This is a genomic window from Enterococcus sp. AAFC-DPL-5146 (assembly GCF_058216635.1).
Genome location: NZ_CM177103.1, coordinates 2,592,908 through 2,617,106, shown reverse-complemented (window position 1 = coordinate 2,617,106; position 24,199 = coordinate 2,592,908). Strand labels below are relative to the sequence as shown.

25 protein-coding genes are annotated in these 24,199 nt (G+C 34.5%); 20 read left to right on the top strand and 5 right to left on the bottom strand.

The features are described 5' to 3' along the window. Positions 1–10: 10 nt before the first annotated feature. Together AC4BB2_RS12065 and AC4BB2_RS12060 are read left to right on the top strand one after the other, a co-directional pair. Positions 11–616 (top strand): bacterial Ig-like domain-containing protein, encoded by a 606-nt coding sequence (locus tag AC4BB2_RS12065; RefSeq protein ID WP_490473146.1) that lies wholly within the window; start codon positions 11–13, stop codon positions 614–616. Next, positions 617–2,044, top strand: coding sequence for a helix-turn-helix domain-containing protein (locus AC4BB2_RS12060; RefSeq protein WP_490473145.1), 1,428 nt, complete (start codon positions 617–619; stop codon positions 2,042–2,044). Between the two features lie 90 nt (positions 2,045–2,134). Here AC4BB2_RS12060 and AC4BB2_RS12055 read toward each other — a convergent pair whose 3' ends face one another. Next, positions 2,135–2,722: a DNA-binding protein gene (locus tag AC4BB2_RS12055; RefSeq protein ID WP_490473144.1), complete on the bottom strand. Its 588-nt coding sequence runs from the start codon at positions 2,720–2,722 to the stop codon at positions 2,135–2,137. Positions 2,723–3,158: 436 nt separating this feature from the next. On the opposite strand from AC4BB2_RS12055, the gene AC4BB2_RS12050 reads away from it, so the two are divergent. The 8 genes from AC4BB2_RS12050 to AC4BB2_RS12015 all read left to right on the top strand — a co-directional run bounded on the left by AC4BB2_RS12050 (position 3,159) and on the right by AC4BB2_RS12015 (position 9,480). After that, positions 3,159–4,700: an ABC-F family ATP-binding cassette domain-containing protein gene (locus AC4BB2_RS12050; protein ID WP_490473143.1), complete on the top strand. Its 1,542-nt coding sequence runs from the start codon at positions 3,159–3,161 to the stop codon at positions 4,698–4,700. 11 nt (positions 4,701–4,711) lie between these two features. Then, on the top strand, positions 4,712–5,092 hold the full coding sequence (locus AC4BB2_RS12045; protein WP_490473142.1) for an FAD-dependent oxidoreductase: 381 nt from the start codon (positions 4,712–4,714) through the stop codon (positions 5,090–5,092). Between the two features lie 55 nt (positions 5,093–5,147). Then, the gene (locus AC4BB2_RS12040; RefSeq protein ID WP_490473141.1) at positions 5,148–5,984 is read left to right on the top strand and encodes a GNAT family N-acetyltransferase; all 837 of its coding nucleotides are present in this window, start codon (positions 5,148–5,150) and stop codon (positions 5,982–5,984) included. A gap of 184 nt (positions 5,985–6,168) precedes the next feature. Continuing rightward, a complete protein-coding gene (locus tag AC4BB2_RS12035; RefSeq protein WP_490473140.1) occupies positions 6,169–6,702 on the top strand; it encodes a hypothetical protein in 534 nt (177 codons plus the stop codon). Between the two features lie 524 nt (positions 6,703–7,226). Beyond that, positions 7,227–7,544, top strand: a complete 318-nt coding sequence (locus tag AC4BB2_RS12030) for a PadR family transcriptional regulator (protein WP_490473139.1) — start codon at positions 7,227–7,229, stop codon at positions 7,542–7,544. Continuing rightward, the gene (locus AC4BB2_RS12025) at positions 7,537–8,124 is read left to right on the top strand and encodes a DUF1700 domain-containing protein (RefSeq protein ID WP_490473138.1); all 588 of its coding nucleotides are present in this window, start codon (positions 7,537–7,539) and stop codon (positions 8,122–8,124) included. Before AC4BB2_RS12030 ends, AC4BB2_RS12025 begins: the two co-directional genes overlap by 8 nt. After that, entirely contained in the window at positions 8,121–8,276 is a 156-nt protein-coding gene (locus AC4BB2_RS12020; protein WP_490473137.1) for a hypothetical protein, read from the top strand. Before AC4BB2_RS12025 ends, AC4BB2_RS12020 begins: the two co-directional genes overlap by 4 nt. A 115-nt stretch (positions 8,277–8,391) precedes the next feature. Further along, positions 8,392–9,480, top strand: a complete 1,089-nt coding sequence (locus tag AC4BB2_RS12015) for an acyltransferase (protein ID WP_490473136.1) — start codon at positions 8,392–8,394, stop codon at positions 9,478–9,480. Between the two features lie 55 nt (positions 9,481–9,535). Here AC4BB2_RS12015 and fabI read toward each other — a convergent pair whose 3' ends face one another. After that, positions 9,536–10,288, bottom strand: a complete 753-nt coding sequence (gene fabI / locus AC4BB2_RS12010) for an enoyl-ACP reductase FabI (protein ID WP_490473135.1) — start codon at positions 10,286–10,288, stop codon at positions 9,536–9,538. 291 nt (positions 10,289–10,579) lie between these two features. On the opposite strand from fabI, the gene fabF reads away from it, so the two are divergent. The 5 genes from fabF to AC4BB2_RS11985 all read left to right on the top strand — a co-directional run bounded on the left by fabF (position 10,580) and on the right by AC4BB2_RS11985 (position 14,979). Next, on the top strand, positions 10,580–11,818 hold the full coding sequence (fabF, locus tag AC4BB2_RS12005) for a beta-ketoacyl-ACP synthase II (RefSeq protein ID WP_490473134.1): 1,239 nt from the start codon (positions 10,580–10,582) through the stop codon (positions 11,816–11,818). A gap of 2 nt (positions 11,819–11,820) precedes the next feature. After that, a complete protein-coding gene (fabZ, locus tag AC4BB2_RS12000; RefSeq protein WP_010762460.1) occupies positions 11,821–12,255 on the top strand; it encodes a 3-hydroxyacyl-ACP dehydratase FabZ in 435 nt (144 codons plus the stop codon). Positions 12,256–12,626: 371 nt separating this feature from the next. Further along, on the top strand, positions 12,627–13,190 hold the full coding sequence (efp, locus tag AC4BB2_RS11995; RefSeq protein WP_490473133.1) for an elongation factor P: 564 nt from the start codon (positions 12,627–12,629) through the stop codon (positions 13,188–13,190). Between the two features lie 185 nt (positions 13,191–13,375). Further along, positions 13,376–14,536, top strand: coding sequence for a cation:proton antiporter (locus AC4BB2_RS11990; protein ID WP_490473132.1), 1,161 nt, complete (start codon positions 13,376–13,378; stop codon positions 14,534–14,536). 167 nt (positions 14,537–14,703) lie between these two features. Further along, positions 14,704–14,979: a hypothetical protein gene (locus AC4BB2_RS11985; protein ID WP_490473131.1), complete on the top strand. Its 276-nt coding sequence runs from the start codon at positions 14,704–14,706 to the stop codon at positions 14,977–14,979. A gap of 140 nt (positions 14,980–15,119) precedes the next feature. Here AC4BB2_RS11985 and AC4BB2_RS11980 read toward each other — a convergent pair whose 3' ends face one another. Continuing rightward, positions 15,120–16,589, bottom strand: coding sequence for a peptide MFS transporter (locus AC4BB2_RS11980; RefSeq protein ID WP_490473130.1), 1,470 nt, complete (start codon positions 16,587–16,589; stop codon positions 15,120–15,122). A 202-nt stretch (positions 16,590–16,791) separates the two neighbouring features. Between AC4BB2_RS11980 and AC4BB2_RS11975 the strand changes: the two genes are divergently transcribed. After that, complete coding sequence (locus AC4BB2_RS11975) at positions 16,792–17,175, top strand: YbgA family protein (protein WP_490473129.1); 384 nt, start codon at positions 16,792–16,794, stop codon at positions 17,173–17,175. A gap of 57 nt (positions 17,176–17,232) precedes the next feature. Here AC4BB2_RS11975 and AC4BB2_RS11970 read toward each other — a convergent pair whose 3' ends face one another. After that, positions 17,233–18,333: an NAD(P)/FAD-dependent oxidoreductase gene (locus AC4BB2_RS11970; RefSeq protein ID WP_490473128.1), complete on the bottom strand. Its 1,101-nt coding sequence runs from the start codon at positions 18,331–18,333 to the stop codon at positions 17,233–17,235. Between the two features lie 545 nt (positions 18,334–18,878). Here AC4BB2_RS11970 and AC4BB2_RS11965 point away from each other — a divergent pair. Both AC4BB2_RS11965 and queG read left to right on the top strand, forming a co-directional pair. After that, a complete protein-coding gene (locus AC4BB2_RS11965) occupies positions 18,879–20,369 on the top strand; it encodes a MucBP domain-containing protein (RefSeq protein WP_490473127.1) in 1,491 nt (496 codons plus the stop codon). A gap of 530 nt (positions 20,370–20,899) precedes the next feature. Further along, positions 20,900–22,045: a tRNA epoxyqueuosine(34) reductase QueG gene (gene queG, locus AC4BB2_RS11960; protein ID WP_490473126.1), complete on the top strand. Its 1,146-nt coding sequence runs from the start codon at positions 20,900–20,902 to the stop codon at positions 22,043–22,045. 81 nt (positions 22,046–22,126) lie between these two features. On the opposite strand, the gene AC4BB2_RS11955 is transcribed toward queG, so the two are convergent. Then, positions 22,127–22,426, bottom strand: coding sequence for a hypothetical protein (locus tag AC4BB2_RS11955; protein WP_490473125.1), 300 nt, complete (start codon positions 22,424–22,426; stop codon positions 22,127–22,129). Between the two features lie 215 nt (positions 22,427–22,641). Between AC4BB2_RS11955 and AC4BB2_RS11950 the strand changes: the two genes are divergently transcribed. Next, positions 22,642–23,346 carry an NAD-dependent protein deacylase gene (locus tag AC4BB2_RS11950; protein WP_490473124.1) on the top strand — a complete coding sequence of 235 codons (705 nt, stop codon included), beginning with the start codon at positions 22,642–22,644 and terminating at the stop codon, positions 23,344–23,346. 12 nt (positions 23,347–23,358) lie between these two features. Then, on the top strand, positions 23,359–24,198 hold the full coding sequence (locus AC4BB2_RS11945; RefSeq protein ID WP_490473123.1) for a chorismate mutase: 840 nt from the start codon (positions 23,359–23,361) through the stop codon (positions 24,196–24,198). Position 24,199: the final 1 nt, after the last annotated feature.

Below are 24,199 nucleotides of genomic sequence, written 5' to 3'. Positions count from 1 at the left end.
GCAGTGATAGATGAAAAATAAATCTTTAATACTAAGTACTGCCTTACTTTTTTCGTCAGCATTTTTTGTTCACTATGACGTTGTTTATGGAGCGGAAGCAACAACGCCAGGGAAATATAAAATGACCTATGAAGTAGATGGAAAAATGAAGACAGTCACCGTTGAAGTGAAGCAAAATAATACCGAGCTTTGTCTTAAGGACGTAGTTATCAGGCTAAAGGGAAAATGGAATCCTCTGGACAATGTACGGATATTAAAAGATGAGAATGGAGAGCCGTTAGATTTAAAAGAAGTTACGGTCAAAAACAATGTAAATACACAGAAAATAGGTAACTATTTTGTGAAATTCTCCTATAAATCTTATGTTTCTGTTGCTAAAGTATCCGTTACTCCTGTTACAAGCTCTGACGAAAAAAAGAGAGGGATGAATAATGATTCTCTAAATAATTATCAAGAGAAAATAATGCTGAATGATGAGCTGTTTAAAAAAGAACCTATTAAACAAAAAATGAACACAAAAACTTCCGGCGGAGCGGATCTGTTATGTCCTACAAATTTTGGGAATATGTTGAGCTTCTTATCAGGTACCCTGCTGTATGGAGCAAGGAGAGTATAAATGGATTTCTTGTTATTAGATGATCGTGCGAATTTAAAACTGGCAATTATTCGAAAATTGGAGCAACAATACTCGTTTTCAGAGCGCAAGGATATCTTGTGTGAGCAATTTAATATCTCCCAATACCTTTTGGAACGCAGTGTTTTGGAACTAAATGAGGATTTAAAAAGATTTGAGTTGATTAACGAAATGGAGCTGGTTGATCAAAGCAATGAAATCGTACTTTTTCAGGGTGCTCAAATATCCTCAAGTATTGTGGAAGAAAGATACTTAAAACACTCTTTGGAATTTACATTATTGAAGACGATATTTTTCAAACAATTTACATCAATCAAAAAATATGGAGAAAAATATGGTATGAGCCGCACCGTCGTCTATAAAATTGTTGATAGAATTCGAAAAGAACTTGGGCAATATGATATAAAATTATCCAAGACATTTCAATTAATAGGAGATGAAATGAACATTCGCCAGTATTTTACGATGCTCTATTATCGAATCTATAAAGATTCTGATGAGTTATACAATCAATCAGATATTTTATCCGTCAATGAACTATTTTCTTCCCTAAAAACATCATATGAAGAGATAAATACATTCTTTCTATTCAGACATTATTTATTCGTCATGTTAGAAAGAGTGAAGAGAACACACCAGTATTTTTTACCAAGCCATTTTCAGTCAGTTGATTTTGCTAAAGAAGAGCATATATACCAAACAATTAGGCAATGGGGAGGTTGCACAATAAATGGAACAAACCGAGAGTTAGAAGTCGAAATAAGAGGAATATTCAGTAATCTGTCTGTTTATCGAATCGAGTTTTGTGATCTTGAGAATGAGACAATCGAAAAGTATGTGGAGCAATTAAAACAGGAGTGTCTTAAGTTTTCTCAGCTAAACAGATTTGAACAAGAACTTTCTAATACTGTCCGTAATACTATTTATCAACATAAATTTATCACTCCTTTGATGGATCTTGCGCTACGAGTGATGGATTTAGAGTTTTTTCAAGAGCGATATCCAGTCATATTTGATATTTGTTATACATTTATTTATCAATTGGATGAAGAAGAATTTAAATTTAGCAAAAAATCGCTATTTTTCAATTTATTGTTGGTACTTTCTCAACAATATGACCAAGAAAACGAAAAAAATACGATTAACATTCACGTGAATTTCACCCAAGGAAAAAAATATAATCAATTTATTAAAGCCCAAATCAGCATATTCGATTCATTCAGCATTAATTTCCAACCAGTTATTCGACCAGATACAGATCTTATCGTCTCTGACTATCTTCCCCAAAACTCTTTTTCAGCACGAAGTCTGATCTGGTTAGCGCCACCTAGAGCAAGTGATTGGCGAAACTTCGGAAATGAAATTGTACAAATAAATAAGAATTTACAATTGAATAAAAATAGGAGATAACATCGATATGAGAAACTGAGTTTATACCACCATTTATTTGTAGTATTAAATGAAATAGAAAAGAAATTAATCTAGTTTTAGTGCAAATGACTATTGGATCACGAAAGAAGTGATTTTAGAAATAGGAGCCTCTTTTTTGTTACTTTCAAATTGTATGATAGTTGAAAAATAAATAATATCTCCTGTTTTAGTTGTCATTGTTCCGTGGGTGGAACCTTCTTTTCCATGAGTTAAAATGGATTGGATTTCAAGGCTTTGGATGTCCTGTTTCTCTTTGAGAATGGTTTTAATAAACAGTTCTTTTCCTTCCAAAGTTTTTTTTTTCGGTACAATCCAACGAAATGAATCTGAAAGTAAAGATTCTAGTAATTGCTGATTTCCTGATGTAGCTGCAATCAAATAATCTCGAATGATTCTTCTTTTTGGCGCATTATCACAATTTAATGAACAGATAACACTAAAATCAGATTCTAGTATTGTGTTATTAGGAGAGGATTCTTGAAAAGTCCAATTGTGCTCAGCTAATGCTTTTTCTAACATCGTTATTGCTTTAGGACCTACACCATGCATTTTTGAAAGAGTTACTTTATCTAATGTGCGAACTTGCTCAAGAGTCGTGAAACCACGGGCTTTCAGAGCGCTAGTGGCTGGTTTGCCAATCCTTGGTAATATAGTCATAAGTAGCCTCCTTATTTTTATAGAAACCGAAAATAGTACTAGTATTTCTAGTATATCGCTATAAGTATTTATTTCAAATTTTTTAAAAGCAGTCGTCAATAAATTATCTGAATTTGACTATTTTTTTCCAAAATGGTAGAGTAACACCTGAGGAAGGTGTTTCAAATGTACGTATTATTTATTTCAACTCTTAGCTCCCTACAACTTATTTTTGATGAAGTGTTGTATGGAGCTTAATCGAGAAGCTTAGGAGCTTTTCTTATTCATCAGTAAATTTAGTATACTAAAAAAATAGCATATGTTTGCTATGTTTTTGGCGTACCTATTTACTGAAGGATATATAGATTAAAAAGGCCCTAGACATTTTGTCTATGGGTCTTTTTTGTATGTTCTTTAGTAAAAATAATAGCGAAACTACATGAAAGAGGAAAATAAAATGGAATTATTACAAGTCAAAGATTTAACATATGCAGTACCAGATAAACAGCTATACGAAAACAGTTCATTTACTCTAAGAAGTAAAGAACATATGGGAATTGTTGGTAAAAATGGCGCAGGGAAAAGTACCTTATTGAAGATGCTTTTAGGGAACGTGTTACCAGATGAAGGTGCGATTATTTGGAATCCGGCGGCAACTTTAGGTTATTTAGATCAATACGTAGATATGGATCAATCATTGACGATCAATGAATTTTTAAGTTCAGCATATAAAGAATTATTTGCTACAGAAAAGGAAATGATCAAACTTTATGAAACATACGGCGAAACTGGCGATGACCAGTTATTGACAAGAGCTGCAACCTATCAAGAACAATTAGAAATCAAAGGTTTTTATCAAGTAGAAAATGATATCAGTAAAGCAATCACAGGACTTGGTATCAATGATGCAGAGCAAACCTTAAGTGCGTTAAATCGTGGAGATCAAATAAAAGTTATTCTAGCAAAACTGTTGTTGGAAAAACCATCAGTCTTGATTTTAGATGAACCGACTAACTATTTAGATCAAGAACATATCGAGTGGTTGACAGACTATTTGAACGCTTTTGAAAATGCCTTTATCATTGTTTCTCATGATACAGACTTTTTAAGTAACATTGCTACTTGTATTTGTGATATCGATTTTGGTTCAATCAAAAAATACCACAGTAACTACAAGGATTTCTTAAAACAAAAAGCTCATTTGGCAGAAGCATATCAAAGCCAATTTGATGCGCAACAACGAAAAATCAAAGAAACTGAAGCGTTTATACAGAAAAATATTGCTGGTATCAAGACCAAAATGGCACAAGGTAGAAGAAAACACTTAGAAAAAATGGATCGACTGAAAGAGCCTGAAAAGAAAGTCAAATCAAATTTTTCATTTAAATTAATGCCTCAAAGTTCACCAAACGTTATGACTATCGATGAACTGACTGTGGGCTACAAAGAACCATTGCTTACAGTACGAGATCTACAAGTGAAAAAAGGGGAGAAAATAGTAATCACTGGAGCTGATGGACTAGGTAAATCAACATTAATAAAAACACTTCTTTCAATGGTGCCAGCGGTTTCTGGTAAAACTCAATTTTCACCTCAAGTTGTTGTAGGTTACCATTCACAAGAAATTGAATGGGAGAATACCGAATGGACGCCGATAGAAGCCTTAGCAAATAAATACACGAAGCTTACCTATGAAGATGTTCGTCGAGAATTAGCAAAATGTGGGTTGAAACGGGAAATTGCTTCAAAAAATATTTACATGTTAAGTGGTGGGGAACAATCAAAAGTGAAATTGTGTGATTTAACGATGCAGCCAAGCAATTTCCTGATCTTAGATGAGCCGACCAATCATTTAGATGTAGATTCAAGAAAAGCTCTTCAAGAAGCACTAAAGGCCTTTAGAGGAAGTGTTCTATTGATTTCCAATGATGAGCAGTTTTACTCGGCTGTTGCAGATCATGTTTATACGATTGCTGATAAGCATCTTATTAGACAATGAGGTAAAAAAAGATGAGTTTTGCAGGATATGAAGCGCATCATCTGAATCAGTTTTCAAGGATAGAAGAAGAGGCGACGAAAATAGTAGAAAATCAGTTTGGTGAACGTATTTTAATCATCAGCGGTGGTATTTTAGAATGCCTAATTGCCATTGGTTTAGCTAGTCAAGGTAAGGAAGTTACTATCATAGAAAGTTCGGATGAGATTCTTTCAGATAGTTTAACATCACCAAAAAGAGCTGAAATGATGAGTAAGTTAGAAGCGTTGGTGGTGACAATTTTCTTAGAAACATCTTTTATTAATAAAGAGAAGGAGCAAGTTTGTCTCTGTAATAAAGAAGGGTTCAAGACATTTCTTAATATTGATAATATAATTTTTCCTAAAAAGCTATGAATATTCTCACATTCGTTTATAGTAAAGTAAACAAAGTATAAAAAGGAGTACGAGTATGTTTATATCTATAGACGAAGCTGATTTTCAACAAGTAGTGGAAACTTGGAATCAAGGGTTCAGTGATTACTTATTGCCAATCCGTGTAGACAAAATCGGATTAGAACATAGAATTCAGTCACTAAAACTTTCAAAACAGCTATCCGCCGTATTTTCCATTGATGGAGAATTTGCAGGGATCATCTTATTGGGAATTCAAACCTTTCAGGAAACTAAAGTGATGTGGATTGGCGGGATGGCTGTGGTTCCTAAATATCGCAGAAGTAAAATTGCTTCTAAATTGATTGATTATGCTGAAAATCTGGCAACTGAAAATCAATGTGAGCATCTGATTCTTGAAGTACTTGCTGCTAATGGACGTGCTAAAAAATTATATGAAGCAAAAGGATTCCAGCCCGTAAATGAGTTGGCTGTGGGTTCAATTATTTTACCGATTACGATTCAGGTGAAAAATGCTCTTGAGTTTAAAACCGCTTCGCCAAAAGAACATACATTAGCTGAAAATCAATGGACACCTTGGCAAAACCGCTGCATTTTTTCAGATAGAAACTATGAGATTTATCAAGAAAATTCTAAGCTTGGTTCAATCAGTTTTAATTTAGTTGAGGAAGACTCAGAAAAAACGTTGGTACTCAGACAATTACATTTGCCTAAAGGAAAAGATAAAGGATTAATAACTGATATGTTGCTTAGGTTAAAAGAAAGAGAAAATATTGATACTATCAAAATCGCTAATTTTGATATGGCAACACCTGAATATATTGAGGTGGAAAAAATAGGTGTTACGTTGCAAGCTACACAATTTCAATTAGCTAAAAAATTGTTGGAAGAATAAAAGTATGTAGAAAAAGTCTAGCTTGGCTTTTTCTACATATTTTTTTGTGAAACGAATATATTAGAGTTTAGAGTCTAAAGATGTGAATAATTAGCTTATTAAATTAGAGAGGGATATAAAATTTCTGGTAATTTTAATTACTTTATGATAGAATTAAGTTACTAAAAATTAAGGAGTTGTTTTTATGAAGAAAAATTCAGTAATGGTAGGATGTTTAACAATCTTTGGTTTATTGGCAGCACCTAATTTAGCTAATGCGGATGAAGCTACCAATATTAATCGGACAAATTTGAAACCGGTTACTAAAAGTGCTGTGGTAAAAGAAGAATTTACACTACAAGCAGGACAATCTAAGACTTTTAGCTTTGGATATACTAATACCAAAGACTTTTCTTCAAAAATTTTAGTTAAATATATAGTTGATAATCCACAGAAGGATTATTTTGTATTCAAAAATGATTACACCGTACGTTATTGGGGAGATTGGGCGGAAAGAATCTCACGTATAAGTAATAGTAATAATGTTTTACTTGATTATAAGTATTCACCTGCGACAGATCCTAGTATGAAGGATATAACAAGGTATGGAACAGACACCTTTACGTTTATAAATTATTCAGTTAAGCCAATGAAGTTTAAGGTTGGTTTCTCTTCGGGAATGCATATAAAGGCGTTACCTTGTGTTGATTACAATGATATTGATTTTAGTTTAGATTAATAAAAGTGATTAAAGAGAGCTGAATCATTATTTTAATATCTATTCCCAAACTTATATTAGTATGTATTAAACTCTATATGTTTTTTTATTATGAAACTAGAGCCACCTGTATATGGGTGACTCTAGTTAGGGTGTAGGCAAAGAATCGTGCATGGATCAGAAAAATTTTAAGTGGGAGTATGAGCTCCTGCTTATTTTTTTCTTAAAAGATACAAACAATTTTTCTGGATGAAAAGTTGGGTTGTATCTTTTTTATATACATTGAAAAATTTATGTATATAAAGCATTTTAAAAAGTGTTCAACCTATCAAGAAGAAAATGCAGTTGAGGCAATTCGCAACAGTTAAAAAAATATTCCAATTTTTATTGAAATAAAAAGCAGCAGCGCAATCAAATGATTAGAACAGTATAATAGTTGCTGATTTAATATCTAAGTAAACTATATCTATATTTTTTTTGAATAGAAATACTATTTGACACACTATACTATGTAATGTATAGTAATGTGTGTCAGGAGGTATAATATGGATTCTCAATTAAAAAAAGGATTACTAGAATATTGTATTTTAGCTATTTTAAAGAAATCTGATTCTTACGGTTATCAAATAATTAAAGACTTATCCAATGTTATAGCAATTTCCGAATCAACATTATATCCAATTTTAAAACGTTTAGAAACGAAGGAAGAGTTGGAGACATACTCGATGGAACATAACAGTCGTTTAAGGAAATACTATCGAATCACAGACAATGGCAGGGATAAAATAAAAGCTTTTATCCAAGAATGGGATGAAGTAATGAAGGTTTATCACTTTATTGAAATGGGGGAGAAAAATGAGTAAACAAGAATTTTTATATCAATTAGAACAAGGTTTGATGCGCCTGGATGAGGTAGAAAAAGATCAGTTTATCCACTACTATGATGAACTGATTGAAGACTACTTAGAAGAAGGTGTCAGTGAAGAAGAGGCCGTAAAAAAATTAGGCAAACCATCAATCATAGCTAGCAAGATTTTAGAAGATGCTTTTGAAGAAGGAAATATACCACAGAAAAAATCAATCAGTCCATTAATCATTGCATTATTGATTTTAGGTTTTCCTTTGTGGGGAAGCCTATTATTAGCGGCAATGGGGGTTGTTTTATCTGGATATATTGTTATCTGGTGTCTTCCATTTTCAACAGGTATTCTTGCAATTGCCAGCTTCGGTTCTTCAGTCTTTAGTGTGTTTGCTAGTGTTTTTGCATTACAAGATGGTATTTATATTGGGGTTACGCAGTTAGGTGTTGGTACCCTAATGCTAGGGATATCAATACTTTGCGGGTTGTTGACTTTTAATATGACAACTTATTTTATTAAAATTTCGAGAAGGTTTTCCAATAAAATTGTTCATATTATTAAAGCTAAGGAGTTGTTAGTATGATGGATAAGAAAACATTTTTCAAGCTTGGTGTTGGCCTGATGTTGATTGGTTTTGTCATTACGATAATTGGGTTTACGATGGCTGGTTGGCAGATAGATAAGTACCAACAAGAAACACCTGTACCTTGGTATAGGACTATTCATTTTAATTAAAGAGAATAGAAATACTAAGACCGAATAAGCACAAAATCAGTCTTAATACCGATAAAAATTAAAATAAGCTTTGTTATAATTAATTTGAGAAGCAACGAATAGCAGCGTTAAGGGGGTGGGGAATATCAACAGGTCAGTAAATAAGCAGAGAGTAAATAACCATGGGATTGATATAATAAAATACGCAGCAGCGATTTTAGTTATCTGTTTTCATTGTAAAAGAGTGTTCCAAAATCCGGAAATCAACTATTTATTTAAGAATGTTTTGTGCCGAGTGGCTGTACCGTTTTTTTTGATTTCTAGTAGTTATTTTGTTAAAAAAGGACAAAATCAATCATCAGATTACATAAAGAGGTATTTAACGTCGTTAACAAAATCCTATTTGTTTTGGAGTCTTGTATACTTACCTGTTGGCTTTATGTGGATTCAACAGTTTTATCCACTTAGCCCCGCCTTGTATCCAATAGCTTTAATAGTAGGGGTGTTCTACACAGGTACTTATTATCATCTTTGGTATATTCCGGCAATGATTTTTGGCATTATTTTTGTGCATTGGTTATTGAAAAAAACAAGCTATGTTTTTTTATTCGGTGCTACAGCTGTTATGTATCTATTTGGTTCATTAGAAACCTACTATGCTTACATTGAAAATGAACCGTTAAAATTAATTTTTGATCAGTATATGAATGTGTTTATAACGACTCGTAATGGCTTGTTTTTTGCCGTAATATTTGTAGTTATTGGTTTCTTTTTATGGGACTATCGAGAAAAAATCCTTCAAACTAAAAAGTACCTTGGACTACTTGTCATCCTTACTGGAATAATTCTAGTGGGAGAGGGAATTGCGGTGTATTCTAATGCGGGTATTGATAAAAACTTTATGTTTGCGCTTATTCCATTTACTACGTGCCTTTTTTGCTGGAGTTTACATGCAGAGTTGAACCTAAAAATGAATATAAAGCATCTGCGAGACTTAGGAAAATATTATTATTTCATCCATCCGTTATGTATTTTATGGACAGCAAACTTGGTGAACAGCTACGATTTCTTTTCCAACAGTTGGCTCCAGTTGATCATAACTTTGATTGCTACACATGTATTAAGTTCTCTCACAATCACTGTTATCCATCAGTTGCCATATTACTATTTTGATCTACAGCTTATGCTAAGGATAAATGGTGCATACATGCAGAAACTTAATTAAAGAGGTGAAGTTGAGACAAAATACGTTTGATTTTGTCTCAACTTCATCTTTTGCTTTAAGTAAGATGAACCCCTTTATCTACATAAATAATATCTCCTACAATCCCACCAGCTAACTCACTGACTAAAAAGGCACAAGTGTTACCGACTTCTTCAATCGTCACACCAGCTTTATCTGGTGTACGGTCTTCTGAAAGTTTAAGTAATTGATCGTAATCTTTTACACCAGTTACTGCAAGAGTTTTAATGGCCCCAGCTGAAATCCCATTCACGCGGATTTTGTCTGCTGCAAATTCGTAAGCTAAATATTTTACTGCTGTTTCTAAAGAGGCTTTTGCAATTCCCATCATATTGTAATTTGGAATGGCTCTTTCAGAACCTAAGTACGTCATTGTAACAATACCTGAACCAGGGTTCAATAGTGGTTTTGCGTAATGTGCAACAGCTAAAAGCGAGTAACTGCTGATATCTTGAGCCAATAAATAGCCGGAACGACTGATATCACTGACATTTCCATCTAACTCTTCTTTGTTAGCAAATGCAATTGCATGGACTAATCCATCGATTTTATCGAATTTTTCTTGAATCAATTGGAATGTTTGGGCAATTGACTCATCAGATGACACATCACATTCCACCAACAAATCAGTTGGTTCAGCTAATTTTTCTACTTGTTTTTTCATGCGTTCGTTTTGGTAAGTATAGATAATGTCAGCACCTTGCTCTTTCAAAGCTTTGGCACATCCCCAAGCGATACTTCTTTTGTTTGCTACGCCCATTACGACGACTTTTTTATTTTTTAGAAACATATGATTTTTTCCCCTTTGATAATTATTTTAGTGTCACATGTCTTAATAAAATCTAAAAATATGACCTTATTTAAGTTGACGGATAAAATTGCAACTGGTATTATCTGTTTGAGAATGATAATAAAATTCTCTAACTTGATAATGACTAATCGACAGACATTTTATCGGATGTCTGAATTATTAACCAAAATACTTTGAAAGTCAAACTATTTTACTTAAATTTAAACAAAAAAGTGTTGGTTAAGCAAGTTTTTTTTAATTTGATAGTCAAAACAATGGCGGAGGTGCATGATGAAACGAGTTGTAATAACGGGAATGGGAGCGGTGACTCCTCTAGGAAATACGGTGAAAGAATATTGGCAAAACCTAGTTAATGGAAAATTAGGAATTGATAAAATTACTAAATTTGATTCAGAAGATACGGGTGTTGCATTAGCTGGTGAAGTAAAAGAGTTTGATCCAAGCGACGTTCTTGACCGAAAAGAACAAAAACGGATGGATTTATTTTCTCAATACGGATTAGTTGCGGCGATGGAAGCATGGAATATGAGTGGATTAACTCATGAATCAATTGATCCCAAACGCTTTGGCGTAATCGTCGGCAGTGGTATTGGCGGTATGACAACTTTACAAGATCAAGTAAGAGTCATGGATAAAAAAGGGGCAAAACGAGTAACACCTTTCTTTGTTCCGATGGTGATTGCTAATATGGCATCTGGAAATATTTCAATCAAATTAGGCGCAAAAGGTCCTTCTCAAACGATTGTGACGGCTTGTGCGTCAGCGACAAATGCAATTGGTGAAGCGTTCCGTACAATCAAGTACGGTTTGGCTGATGTGATGATTACAGGTGGGACAGAGGCGACGATTTGTGAAATCGGAATTGCCGGCTTTGCGGCTTTGAGTGCTTTGAATACTACAGATGATCCTTCGAGAGCATCCATTCCTTTTGACAAAGAAAGACATGGATTTGTGATGGGTGAAGGTGCTGGTATGTTGATGCTAGAAGAACTGGAACACGCTCAAAAACGTGGTGCAACTATTTTAGGTGAAGTCGTTGGTTATGGTAGCAATTGTGACGCTAGTCATATGACAGCACCTTTAAAAGACGGTAGTGGTGCTGCTGATGCGATTGAATTAGCTTTAGCTGAAGCCTCAATTGATGCGGCCTCTATTGGATATGTTAATGCACATGGAACGTCAACGCCAGCCAATGATGCGGCTGAAACAGCAGCGTTAAAACGAGTATTTGGTGAACGGGCCTATGATATTCCAATTTCCAGTACGAAAAGCATGACAGGTCATCTTTTAGGTGCTGCTGGTGGAATAGAAGCAATTGCTTGCGTGAAGACACTGCAAGAAGGTGTTGTACATCCAACAGTAGGGTATAAAGAAGCTGATCCAGAATGTGATTTAGATTATGTAACAGATGGTTCCCGCAAGGTTCAGGCAGAATATGCGATAAGTAATTCGTTTGGCTTTGGCGGTCATAATGGTGTTATTTGTATGAAGAAATGGGAGGAAAAGTAAAAATGACAAGATTAATGAATGCAACAGAAATTATGGAAATGATTCCAAATCGTTACCCAATTTGTTTTATCGACTATGTGGATGAAATCATTACAGATAAAAAAATCATCGCAACAAAAAATGTAACGATCAATGAAGAGTTTTTCCAAGGACATTTCCCTGGAAACCCAACAATGCCAGGTGTTTTGATTATTGAAGCATTAGCTCAGGTTGGTTCAATCTTGATTTTGAAAATGGATCAATTTAAAGGGGAAACAGCGTATATTGGTGGAATCAACAAAGCAAAATTCCGTCAAAAAGTTGTTCCAGGCGATGTGCTGAAATTACATTTTGAAATCGTTAAAATTAGAGACTATGTAGGAATCGGAAAAGCGACTGCCTTTGTTGAAGATAAAAAAGTCTGCGAATGTGAATTAACATTTATTGTAGGTAGATAAGAAGCAAACGAACTGTAATAATCACAAAAAAAGATTTTTTTGTAGTGCACCCCTAACTGGATTGTAACCCAGATTATGGGGGGCACTGCATTTTTGGTTTGACGGCTAAAAAATTCGCAATAAGTAGTACAGTTTTTTTGAAAAATTAGAAAATCCCCAGTTTCACCTTAAAAAAATGAACTGGAACAGCGTATTCTCTAGAATATCCACAAGTAATCTGCTACAATGATTGAGAAGAATTTTTTTCAAGATGAGTCTCTGTGCTAAGTCAGAAGCAAAGTATTATAAACACAGCGGAGACTACACCAACGTTTCGGTCACATAATATTAGATTGAATGATCGAACCTTAAAGAAAGAGGAGAATAATAAAATGATAGCAGTAAGTGATCTTAAAGCAGGCATGACTTTTGAACAAGACGGAAAACTAATCCGTGTAATGGACGCTAGCCACCACAAACCTGGTAAAGGGAATACCGTTATGCGTATGAAATTGAAAGACGTTCGTACAGGAGCGACGACTGATACAACGATGCGTCCAGATGATAAAGTGAAAAAAGCTTTTATCGAAAGCAAACCAGTTCAATACTTATACAGTCAAGATGATACAGCCAACTTCATGGATTTAGAAACCTATGAACAATATGAAATCCCAACTTCTGTAATCGAAGAGGAATTAAAATACCTTTTAGAAAATATGGAAGTAAAAATCCAATTTTACGGATCAGAAGTAATTGGTGTAACATTACCCACAACGGTTATCTTGAAAGTAAAAGAAACACAGCCTTCAATCAAAGGCGCAACAGTTTCAGGTTCAGGCAAACCTGCTGTTATGGAAACAGGATTAGTTGTAAACGTTCCTGATTTTATTGAAGCAGATGAGATGTTGGAAATCAACACACAAGAAGGTACCTATTTAAAACGTGCATCAAAATAATTGAACCAAAGTACGAGGTATTCGGAGTTAGACTGTGAGGCAAAACTGATTATTCGTTTTGCCTCATATTTTTTTAGAGCAATCTTTATTTGTTGGTAAGGGTTTTGTAAACTTTTTGTGACTACCAAAGTTAAGTAGCATGATACAATAAGTTGTAAGTTTTTTGTTAGAAAGGGAGAGGAAATATGGTCTTTTTATTAACTTTGTGTCTGGTATTATTATTTACCAAACTTGCTGGACATTTTTGTAATCGAGTGGGGATTCCTTCTGTAATCGGAGAATTATTAGTTGGTATCTTGATTGGTCCAGCATTATTAGGTTGGGTTCAGCCAGATGATTTTATGCATTATTTTTCTGAAATTGGTGTTATTATTTTAATGTTTATTGCAGGCTTGGAAAGTGATTTGGAGTTGTTAAAAAAATATTGGCGACCAGCCTTAGCTGTAGCTTTATTGGGAATTTTATTTCCAGCTTTAATGGGTTTTGGTGTGGCGGAATTATTTGATTTTTCTATATCAAATGCTATATTTTTGGGTGTTCTTTTCAGTGCAACATCCGTTAGTATATCTGTTCAAGTATTAAAAGATTTAAATAAAATAGATAGTGAAGAAGGCGCAACGATTCTTGGCGCTGCTGTGGTTGATGATATTGTTGTTGTTTTAATATTAGGTGTTATGTTGAGTTTGATGAATCGTTCCGCACCAGGTGAAGGATTGCCGATGTGGGAAGTTCTATTGTTGAAAGTCTTTTTCTTCATTGTTATATTTGCGGCAAGCAAATGGCTTGTACCTTGGGTGTTGAATTTAAGTGAGAAGCTAATTGCTGTGGAATCTGTTTCAGCATTTTCGTTGGTTATTTGCTTAGGTTTTGCCTATTTTGCTGAGCTATTGAACATGGGAGCGATTATTGGAGCGTTCTTTGCAGGTGTGGCAATTGCTCAAACTGGTTATCGTAAACGAGTGGATGAGAAATTAGAACCAATCGGATATGCCGTGTTTATTCCGATGTTTTTTGTTTCGATTGGCTTAAATATGACTTTTGCAGGTATGGGAAAACATATTGTATTTATCTCAGTATTAACAATAGCAGCAGTATTATCAAAATTAGTGGGTGGCGCATTAGGCGCTCGAATGACAGGATTCAAGGGGATTTCTACATGGATTATTGGTTCTGGAATGGTTTCCAGAGGCGAGATGGCATTAATTATTGCTAAAGTAGGATTAGCATCGAAGTTTCTTTCAGAAGATTACTACTCTTCCGTGATTGTTGTAATTATAGCAACAACAATTATTGCACCGTTACTTCTAAAAGCAACAATTGTTAAGCAAGAGTCACTAAACTATTAAAAAGTGTAGATAAAATAAAGAAAACCTTAAAAACAGTCTTATAAGGACGGTCTTTAAGGTTTTTTTGTTTGAAATATATAAATACAGAAAAAATACAGATTATATACAAATAGAATCCATGTGACTTTGATAAATTATAAGTATCAAAAAAAAGGGGGAATTCAGTTTTGAAAAAAAGAAGTATTGGTTTACTAGTATTATTAACTTTACTAGTAGTAGCGCCATTAACCGCTTGTGGAGGTGGGAATAATGGTAAAGAAGACACTAAGCCACAAACGAAAAAAATTGACAAAAAAGAAGCCGATGTTGTGAGTGAACGTACAGAAGTCGTTGATGGGCAAGAGGTGACAATTAAAACATTCGAGGATGGATCGGAAATACCTGTTCCAAAAGGAGTCAGTCTTGACGACGCGGATGTGGTGCAAGCAGATATGGGCAAATAGAATCAGCATTTTCTTAACTACAAGATTTTTAAATATGGACACTGTAACACAAAATAGGCCGAATAACACAGATAAAAAATACAGGATGAAGTTAGCTACTAAAACACTTCATCCTGTATTTTTTTAGTTTATAATCTTTTTTAGTGAATAGTCCCCATCAATTTTTTGATTGGATTTTTGCAAAAAATCAAAAGAATACCTGCAATAACTGCTACTGTTCCTACGATTCCAAAATAGGCGGATTCAGTTTGAGGTGTATAAAAACGTGCGATTTGCGCATTGATAGCTTGTGAAGCAGCGTCTGCCAATAACCAAATTGCTACGGTTTGAGATTCAAAAGCTTTAGGTGCTAATTTTGTGGTGATGGATAGACCAACTGGAGAAATACACATTTCACCTACAATCATCACGAAAAAACTAAAAAATAGCCATAAAGGACTAACTCTTCCGTTTGTACCATATAGTAAACCTGGCAACATCAAAATGACAAAAGAAAAACCTGCAAAAATTAAACCTAATGAAAATTTAACGACTGTTGACGGTTGTTTATTCCCTAATCTTGTCCACAAAGTGACGAAGATAGGAGTCAAAAATACAACGAAAATTGGATTTAATGATTGAAACCAACTAGGTGCAATGGAGAATCCAAACAAGGTGTCATTCGTTCGTTCATTTGCAAATAGTGCTAAAATAGATGAGCCTTGTTCTTCTAACGACCAAAAAACAATACCAGCTAGAAACAATGGGATATAGCCTAGCACTCTTGGTTTTTCTTCTTCTGTTACGTTCTTAGATGTCAGCATTTTTATAAAATAATAGACAGGCAATAGTATCCCTAAAATACTGACAGTGTTTATAAAGAAATCAATCGTTAAGTGACCTAAAATAAATGCACCGCCAAAAAGAACGATAGTAAAAATAAAGGCAATCACTAATGAACGAATGAATAGTTTTCGTTCGTTTGAATCAATAGGATTGGTAGGTTTTAAGCCGATCCCCTCTAATGATTTTTTTCCTTGTAAATAATATTGCAGTAAACCGAAAAACATACCAAAAGCGGCAACTGAGAACCCAACATGATAATTATACGTTTGCCCTAATGTACCAACAATAAATGGTGCTAGTAATGCGCCAATGTTGATTCCCATATAAAAAATAGAGAAGCCTGCATCTCGCCGGGTGTCTTTTTTTGAGTAAAGATGACCTACCATGCCGGAGACATTAGGTTTTAACATTCCTGTACCGATTACAATCAGAAAAATAGAAAGAAATAAAGCGGCAATGCCAAACGGGGTAGCCAAGACAATATGCCCTACCATAATGAATACACCGCCGTAGAATACGGTTTTTCTAGCACCTAATACTCGGTCTGAAATCCAACCGCCAATAATACTGGACATAAAAACCAAGGATCCATAAATCGACATAATGGCCAAAGCAGTTTCTTTTGGTAAACCTAAACCGCCATTTGAGACTGTATCGTAAATATAATAGAGTAAAATTGCTCGCATACCATAGTAACTAAATCTTTCCCACATCTCAGTGAAGAAGAGTGTAGACAAGCCTTTGGGTTGACCCAAGAAAGATTTGTCTAGCTGCTGATCGTTCATAAATACTAACCTCAATTCTTTTTAATATTCAGAAAATTCACTTAACATAGATTTTCTAAAAACTATACATATTGATTGTAAACTGTTACCATTTTAATCATCATAAATTTTAATGATTAGACTATAAAAAAAATAGAGAATATACTCATCTTTTTCTCATTTTTCATTGTGAATACTGGATGAGAGAAGACGGGGGATTATATTGAAATTAATCATAGAAAAACAACAAGAGTGGGCATCATTGAAGTATTTAATCCTGGCAAAATCCCAACAAGATTATCAAGCTATCGGAAAACTATTTGCTGATAATACATGGAATGAAGAAAAAGAGCAAGCTTTTTATAGTTATATTCACCACGCATTAGCTGAACCAGCTAAAAAAGGAAATACGTTGAATGCCTATCAACATGTTTGGGGGTATTTTAAAAATAAGGTCACAGAAGATGAACGGGAAAAATATCAAAATTTGATGGAGACTTTTTCTTTGGAGCAAGATGAATTATTACCATTTTTAAAAGAATTAACAGTAAAGTATCAAGACCCGTATTTGCTGCAGTCAAAATTGCTTTTTGATGAGGCGTTTTAAAAAAACAAGAACCGGCTAATTTACCAAAATAAGGTGAGTTAACCGGTTTTGTCGTGGCTATTTCAAGTAATGATCAATCGTTTTTTGATACTCATCCCAATTGTTTTTTCCTGAATTAAAATACTCGGCTAAAAGGAATCCAATATAAGGACCAGTTGTTAGACCAGAAGAACCTAAGCCGCTTGCCACAACAGCCGTAGGATCATCTGGTAGACAGTTGAAAAATGGTGCAAAATCCGACGTATACGCTCTAGTTCCAACACGATAGGTAGATAGATAGTCTTCAAAAAAAGTTGAGTTAGTAAGAAATGGAGCTGTTTTTTGCTTGAGTATGGAAAAAGCTTCCTTAGTGGGAGATAAATCAAAACCAGCCTCGTTTTCATGAGTTGCTCCTACTAGAATTTGTCCATTTTCAAAAGGAATCAAATCACTTTCCCCGTCAAGCATGGCTACAGGCCAGTGACCGCTTTCTTTAAAGGGGGTTTCAAAAGCTAATAATTGTCCTTTTTGTGGTCTAATATCAGTTTTATATCCTAAAGGTTCTAATAGAGAAGATAAGCCAGGGCCTGCACATAAAGCGATTTCGTCAAATGGTTCTGTTTCAGTTGAGGTAGTAATAGACCACTTATCTTGTGTTCGGTTAAGTTTAACCGTCTCTGTTTTTAAAGTAATATGTTGAGTCAGCGCACGTTTCCGCAATGTTTCTAAGTAACTAGCACCATCTAATTTTCCACCGCCCGTGATAAAAAGAGCAGGTGCTTTGGCTAATATAGGCAGTTTTTCTGATACTTGTTGAGGCGTCAATAATTGGATATCACCAATTTCAGGAGCTGTTCGTTTTCTTTCTTCTGCCAGTTTTCTCAATGAGTCAAGTTCACCATCTTTGCGAAGGATCAATGTTCCAGTTTGTTGATAGACATTTTCCGATAGAGAAAAATCTTTCACTAATTTAGGATAAAAGGCTGCACCATCCTTTGCTAGTTGATACCATTTTTTATTGCGGCGTTTAGAAAGCCAAGGGGAGATAATTCCAGCGCTCGCTTTGGTCGCTTGTCCTATTGGATTGTCATAAATTGTGACAGTATATTTTTTTAAATCGATGTAGTTGGCTAAGGTCAGTCCAATGATTCCGCCACCAACGATTGCTAATTTTTTCATAGATAGCTCCTTTAATGTACTTCTAGAATCAAGTAATTCATTTTTACATAAGATAGTGAAGGATGCAAGAGATCTTTCATTTATTATATGGTTGGATTGCTATAAAAGAGAATGAATAGAAAGGTATCAAAAAAACAAAACAATGAGTTGTGGATCAAATGTTTTTTTAGTTTTAGAACATGTTTTTCTTTTTTAGATTGTCTATAAGTAATCCTATATTTAGACTCCTCCCAAGAGTTACACTGCCATATTAACCTAAGCTCGTAGAATTCTGTTAGTTAAATAAAAAGACTATTGAACTGAGAATCGTCTTTTTCGAGGTGTTAAGCATAATTATTTAATGGTTTATTTGTTTGACGAGATAAATATTCTCAGTGTTGTAAAATAGATAATAGGAATAAAAAAGTAGATGAATTGTTAAAGAATTCTCATTAATTTTATGAAAAAAATAAATTGATGAGAAACTAATAACTTTTGCTATGATATGCTTAATTTAGAAAGTATTTTACTTTTTTTTAAAGGATGATTCTAAAGAGGGAGAAAAAATGAAAAAATTATTAAAAGGTATGGTTGTCGTTTCATTGTTCAATATACAGGTATTGGTAGCGCCAATTTCTGTTTTAGCAGTAACAGATGAAACAACTGAATCAAGTGAAATGGTAGCTCCTCAAAATACTGAAGAGCAGGTTGGTGAGGTAGTTAATCCTAAGCCGATAGAAGAAAACAAGGTGGACTCAGCTGCAACTGAGACGCCAGATAGAGATACGTCTGCAAATAATATCGTAGAGGAAAGCCAAAAAGTAGACGCAGTATCAGTTCCGGAGGGGAAAGAAGAAAAAGCATTAAAGCAATCAGGAGAGCAAATAGAAAAGAAGGAGATGTCAAAAGCAAGTGAGGTGCAAAAACAAAGAGTTAGAGCTGCACTTGCTAAAGCTCAATCAAAACTTGATAAAGGTACATATACAGCGGAGTCAATAGCAGAACTAAGAGTAATAATGGAAGAAGCAGAAAAGTTATTGGCTGACCCAAGTGTGATAGATAGTTGGCTTTCTGATGTGATAAAACAGCTCAATAAGAAAGTCAATAGCTTAGTTTCGGCACCAGTTGAGTTAAGTTTTGCAAAAAATTTAGAAATTGCAATTGACGAAGCAACTAAAATTATAAATAACACGGATGAATTTAAAAATCTATATACACCAGCATCAGTTGAAGCTAAGAAAGCTAGGATACAAGACGCCGTTGATGCAGGGGAAATTGTTTTGTTAGATATTCTGCAAGCGGATGGTACAATAAATCCAAGGTTAGCTGTTGCAAACAGAGTAAATGTTGTCAATGCAGCTAATGATATCTATGCTGCAATTAATGACGGTAATGGCCTAATTCGTAGAGATCATTTAGCTGAAATTATAGAAGAAGCAAGTAAGTTATCTGGTTCGAAGGTTGCTAATGCTAAAGACAAAGTAGATTTTGAAAATGCGTTTCATCAAGCTGTTGATGCATTTGACAATGCCTTAACAAATAAGGAGGCAGACGATGCAGTGAAGGCTTTGAGAGACGTAATGGATCGTTTGCGGTTGCTTGTTGTTGTATCATTAGTGGATGAGAATAACCATTTAATTATGGACCAAGCGGCTACATCTTTAACAGGAAGACCTAATGTAGCCTGGTCAGTTGAGCCACCAGTTATTGAAGGCTATGAATATGTTTCTTCAAACAATCAACCATTGACCTATACAAGTGTGGTAGAACCAATATTATCTGGAACATTTGGTGATGGTACGAATGATGTAACATTCGTTTATAAACAAATTGGGGTTGAAAAACCAATACTACCAATCAGACCAGTGGATCCAGAAGTCGTACTTCAAAAACCTGCAACAATAAATTTAACAAACCATAATCAAAAAAATACGTATAAATCAAATGAAAAACTACCTCAGACAGGTGAACAAACAAGTGTTGTCGCTAGTCTTGGATTTATTGTGTTAGCAGTAGGTACGTTATTATTTTTTAAACCAAGAAAGATTAAAGAATAAAGATCCATTTAAACAGTGGATGTTCTAAAAAAGAAGCGAAGATTTTCTTTGCTTCTTTTTTATACATAATGAACAATAGCAAAATAGGTAAATGGACGCTTGTTGATTAAATTCATGCTAATGACTAAGAAGTCATCAGTCTTTTTTATAAGAGAAAAGTATAGCAATCTAGTAACTACTATGGCAGAATAAGAGCAAGAAATTGATTATGCAAGTGATAGCCAAGGCGTTTGCTGGAACAGTCTATCCTAGTTTAAGAAAAAGGCGAATCGTTGCTAATATTAATAAAGAGTATTTTACATGGGCTGATATAGTTGAGTAGATGTTTATAAGAATCTTCTTGAAGAGTTTCAATAGTAATCATTATTATTTTTGTTAAACAGGTAACATTTGCTTCAAGTTCATCTGGACAATAAACGACAGATTTATCAAATCGAAAGTAAAATAATGACAATAATTTAACTGGTAGATTATAATTAAGTGACGTACTAAATGAGCGTGTTCAGCTTTTAAATTAAGGAGTATACACCATGACATTAAAACAAAGAATTATTGAGGAAAGTAAACGGTTAGGGATTGATAAAATCGGCTTTGCTTCGGCTGAACCTTTTTATGAATTAGAGGATTCATTAAGAAAACAAAAAGAACTTGGATTTAACTCAGGTTTTGAACATCAAGTGATTGAAGAACGTATCTATCCAGAAAAAACGTTTGAAAACCCAAAAACAATTATTTCTATTGCGTTAGCCTATCCAACTAAAATCGAAGAGAAAGTTCCAAGAGATGAGAAAAGAGGCATGTTTTCTCGAGCTTCTTGGGGAATTGATTATCATGATATTTTGCGGGATCGTTTAACAAAATTGATTGATTTTATTCAATCTCAGGCTAAAAGTTTGGAAGAATCGGAGGAATGGCGTTTTGCTCCACAAGTGGATACTGGAGAATTGGTTGATGTAGCTGTAGCTCAGCGTGCAGGATTAGGGTTTATCGGTAGAAACGGTTTGTTGATTACAGAAGAGTTCGGTTCTTTCGTTTACTTAGGAGAGATTGTGACAAATATTGATTTTGAAGTGGACGAACCTGTTCCTTTTGGCTGCGGTGACTGTACTCGTTGTGTAACAGCCTGTCCCACACAAGCGCTTTTAGGTGACGGCAGCATGAATGCACAAAAATGTTTAGCTTATCAAACTCAAACCAAAGGAATGGTACCAGAAGAGTATCGTAAAAAAATGGGTAATGTGATTTACGGCTGTGATATTTGTCAGCTAGTTTGTCCATATAATAAAGGGAAAAATTTTCATTTTCATAAAGAAATGGAACCAGAAGTTGATACAGTTTACCCTAAGCTAAAACCAATGTTAAACCTATCTAATAAAGAATTTAAAGAAACCTTTGGGCATCTTTCAGGTTCTTGGCGAGGGAAAAAACCATTGCAAAGAAACGCGTTGATTGCTTTAGCTAATTTAGGTGATCGTAGTGCGTTACCGGAAATTTTAGTTTGTGCAAAAGAAGATGTGCGTCCTGTGATTAGAGGAACTGCGGCTTGGGCCATTGGTAAATTAGGAAATAGAGAAGCAGAAAAATGGCGTGTTATTTTGAATGAGTTATTAGAGAAAGAACAAGATGCAGAAGTGATTGTGGAGATAACGAATGCAATTGAGCGATTAGAAAAGTAATCAATCATTTATGTCAGATATATAAGAAAAAGCACCGAAAAGAAAATCTTTTCAGTGCTTTTTGATATTTAACTAACAAAATTAAGCTTTTGCAGCCTCTTTTGGTTCGCGGCCTAAAATCGCTTGTAAGATTGTTAAGACGCCATATGAAGCTAAGATTGTGTAAATCAAGCTTGAATATGTTGTAATATCGAAATCCCACGTTTTGTAAATAACTAAAACAATTGCTAAAACAATACCTGCAAGAACGTTTAAAAATGCGAAAGCCCAAAGGTTTCCATTTTCTTTACGTGAAAGATAATAGATTGAAAACCATAAACTTAAAACACCCCAAGCGATGCAGACTAAAATAGCTGCCCAATAAATAATAAATGCTACCACGAAGTTTCACCTCACTTTTATACATTAAGTATTCTATCACGTTCTCTTTTTTTTGTCATGAAAAGACAGTGAAAAACTTAACAATATTAAAAGCTTCTCACATGATTTTAGGCGATACAGTTTCAATTCTGAATCGCTAAAATTTAAATTTATGCGAATATTTTTTCTATCTGACATCCATTTAAGCTATAATAAAAGTATTAGGAGATGAGTCTATGCAATCAATTGATGAACAAAAAGCTGTGGACCTAATCCAACAAGCTGAAAAAATTACTTTTTTGACGGGTGCAGGTGTTTCAACTGCTTCGGGTGTACCTGATTATCGATCCTTATCGGGGATATATCACGGGATAGAACGTCCTGAATATTTGTTAAGTCGGACATGTCTACTGGAAGAGTCTGAAAAGTTTTATTCATTTGTGAAAACATTGTATCATCCTAAGGCCCAGCCTAATCTCATTCATCTGAAAATGGCAAAATTAGAAAAAACAAAAAATACATGGGTCATTTCTCAAAATATAGATGGCCTTCACGCAATGGCAGGAACGCAGCATTTAGTAAATTTCCATGGGGATTTGTATGATTGCTATTGCCAATCATGTGGTCAAAAAGTTTCAGCAAACACATATTTAGTATCTGATCGCCATCAGCAATGTGGTGGACAAATTAGACCCAATATTGTTTTATATGAAGAAGGTTTAAGCGAACAATCAATTGAGAGCTCAATTGAAGCTGTCGCGAACGCTGAACTAGTGGTTATAGTTGGAACTAGCTTTCAAGTGCATCCTTTTTGTGACTTGATTCATTATGCAGCTGATACAGCAAAGATTTTAGTAATCAATCAAACACCGATTCAATTAAGTAAAGAGGCTTATTTTTTCAAAGAAGATGCAACGAAGATTTTTGAAAATATTTTATAGAGGAGCGTTACTATGGAAGAGATAAAATCAGAACGACAAAAAATGATTGATGGCGAACTTTATTTTGCTGCTGATCCAGAATTAACGACGGCAAGAAAATTTGCTAGAGAACAAATGAAATTGATTAATCGAGAAGAAGATCACTTGATTCGTCGGCAGTTAGTGGAAGAAACGTTTGGTACAACTGGAACTGGCAGCTATATTGAACCTTCTATTAGTTTTGACTATGGCTTTAATATTCATGTTGGGAAAAACTTTTATGCGAATTTCAACAGTATCTTCTTGGATATTTGTCCGATTACGATTGGTGACAACTGTATGTTTGGTCCGAATGCTCAATTATATACAGCGACTCACCCATTACATCCTGTTAAAAGAAACAGCGGCTTAGAATATGGTAAACCAATCACATTAGGAAACAACGTTTGGCTAGGCGGAGGTGTTGTCATTACTCCGGGTGTAACTTTAGGCGATAATGTTGTTGTGGCAGCAGGGGCTGTAGTAACAAAATCATTTCCAGATAACTGTGTCATTGGTGGGAATCCAGCGAAAATTATCAAAGAAATAGAAGTGGATGAAAAACGTCCCCCTCTGGTGATTCAGCGAGACAAAATCAACGCAGTAGACAAACAAATCGTCGCTTTATTAGAAGAGCGTATGGATGTTGTGGAAGCCATTGTTGCAATCAAAAAAACATCAGAACAGCCAATTTTAGATATATCTAGAGAAAAAGAAGTGCTAGCAAAAATTGATAGTTATGTAAAAAATGATAAGTATAAAGAAGTTATTAAGGAGACTTACCAAGAAATCATGGATGTTTCAAAACAATTTCAGCAAAAACAACTAGACTAAG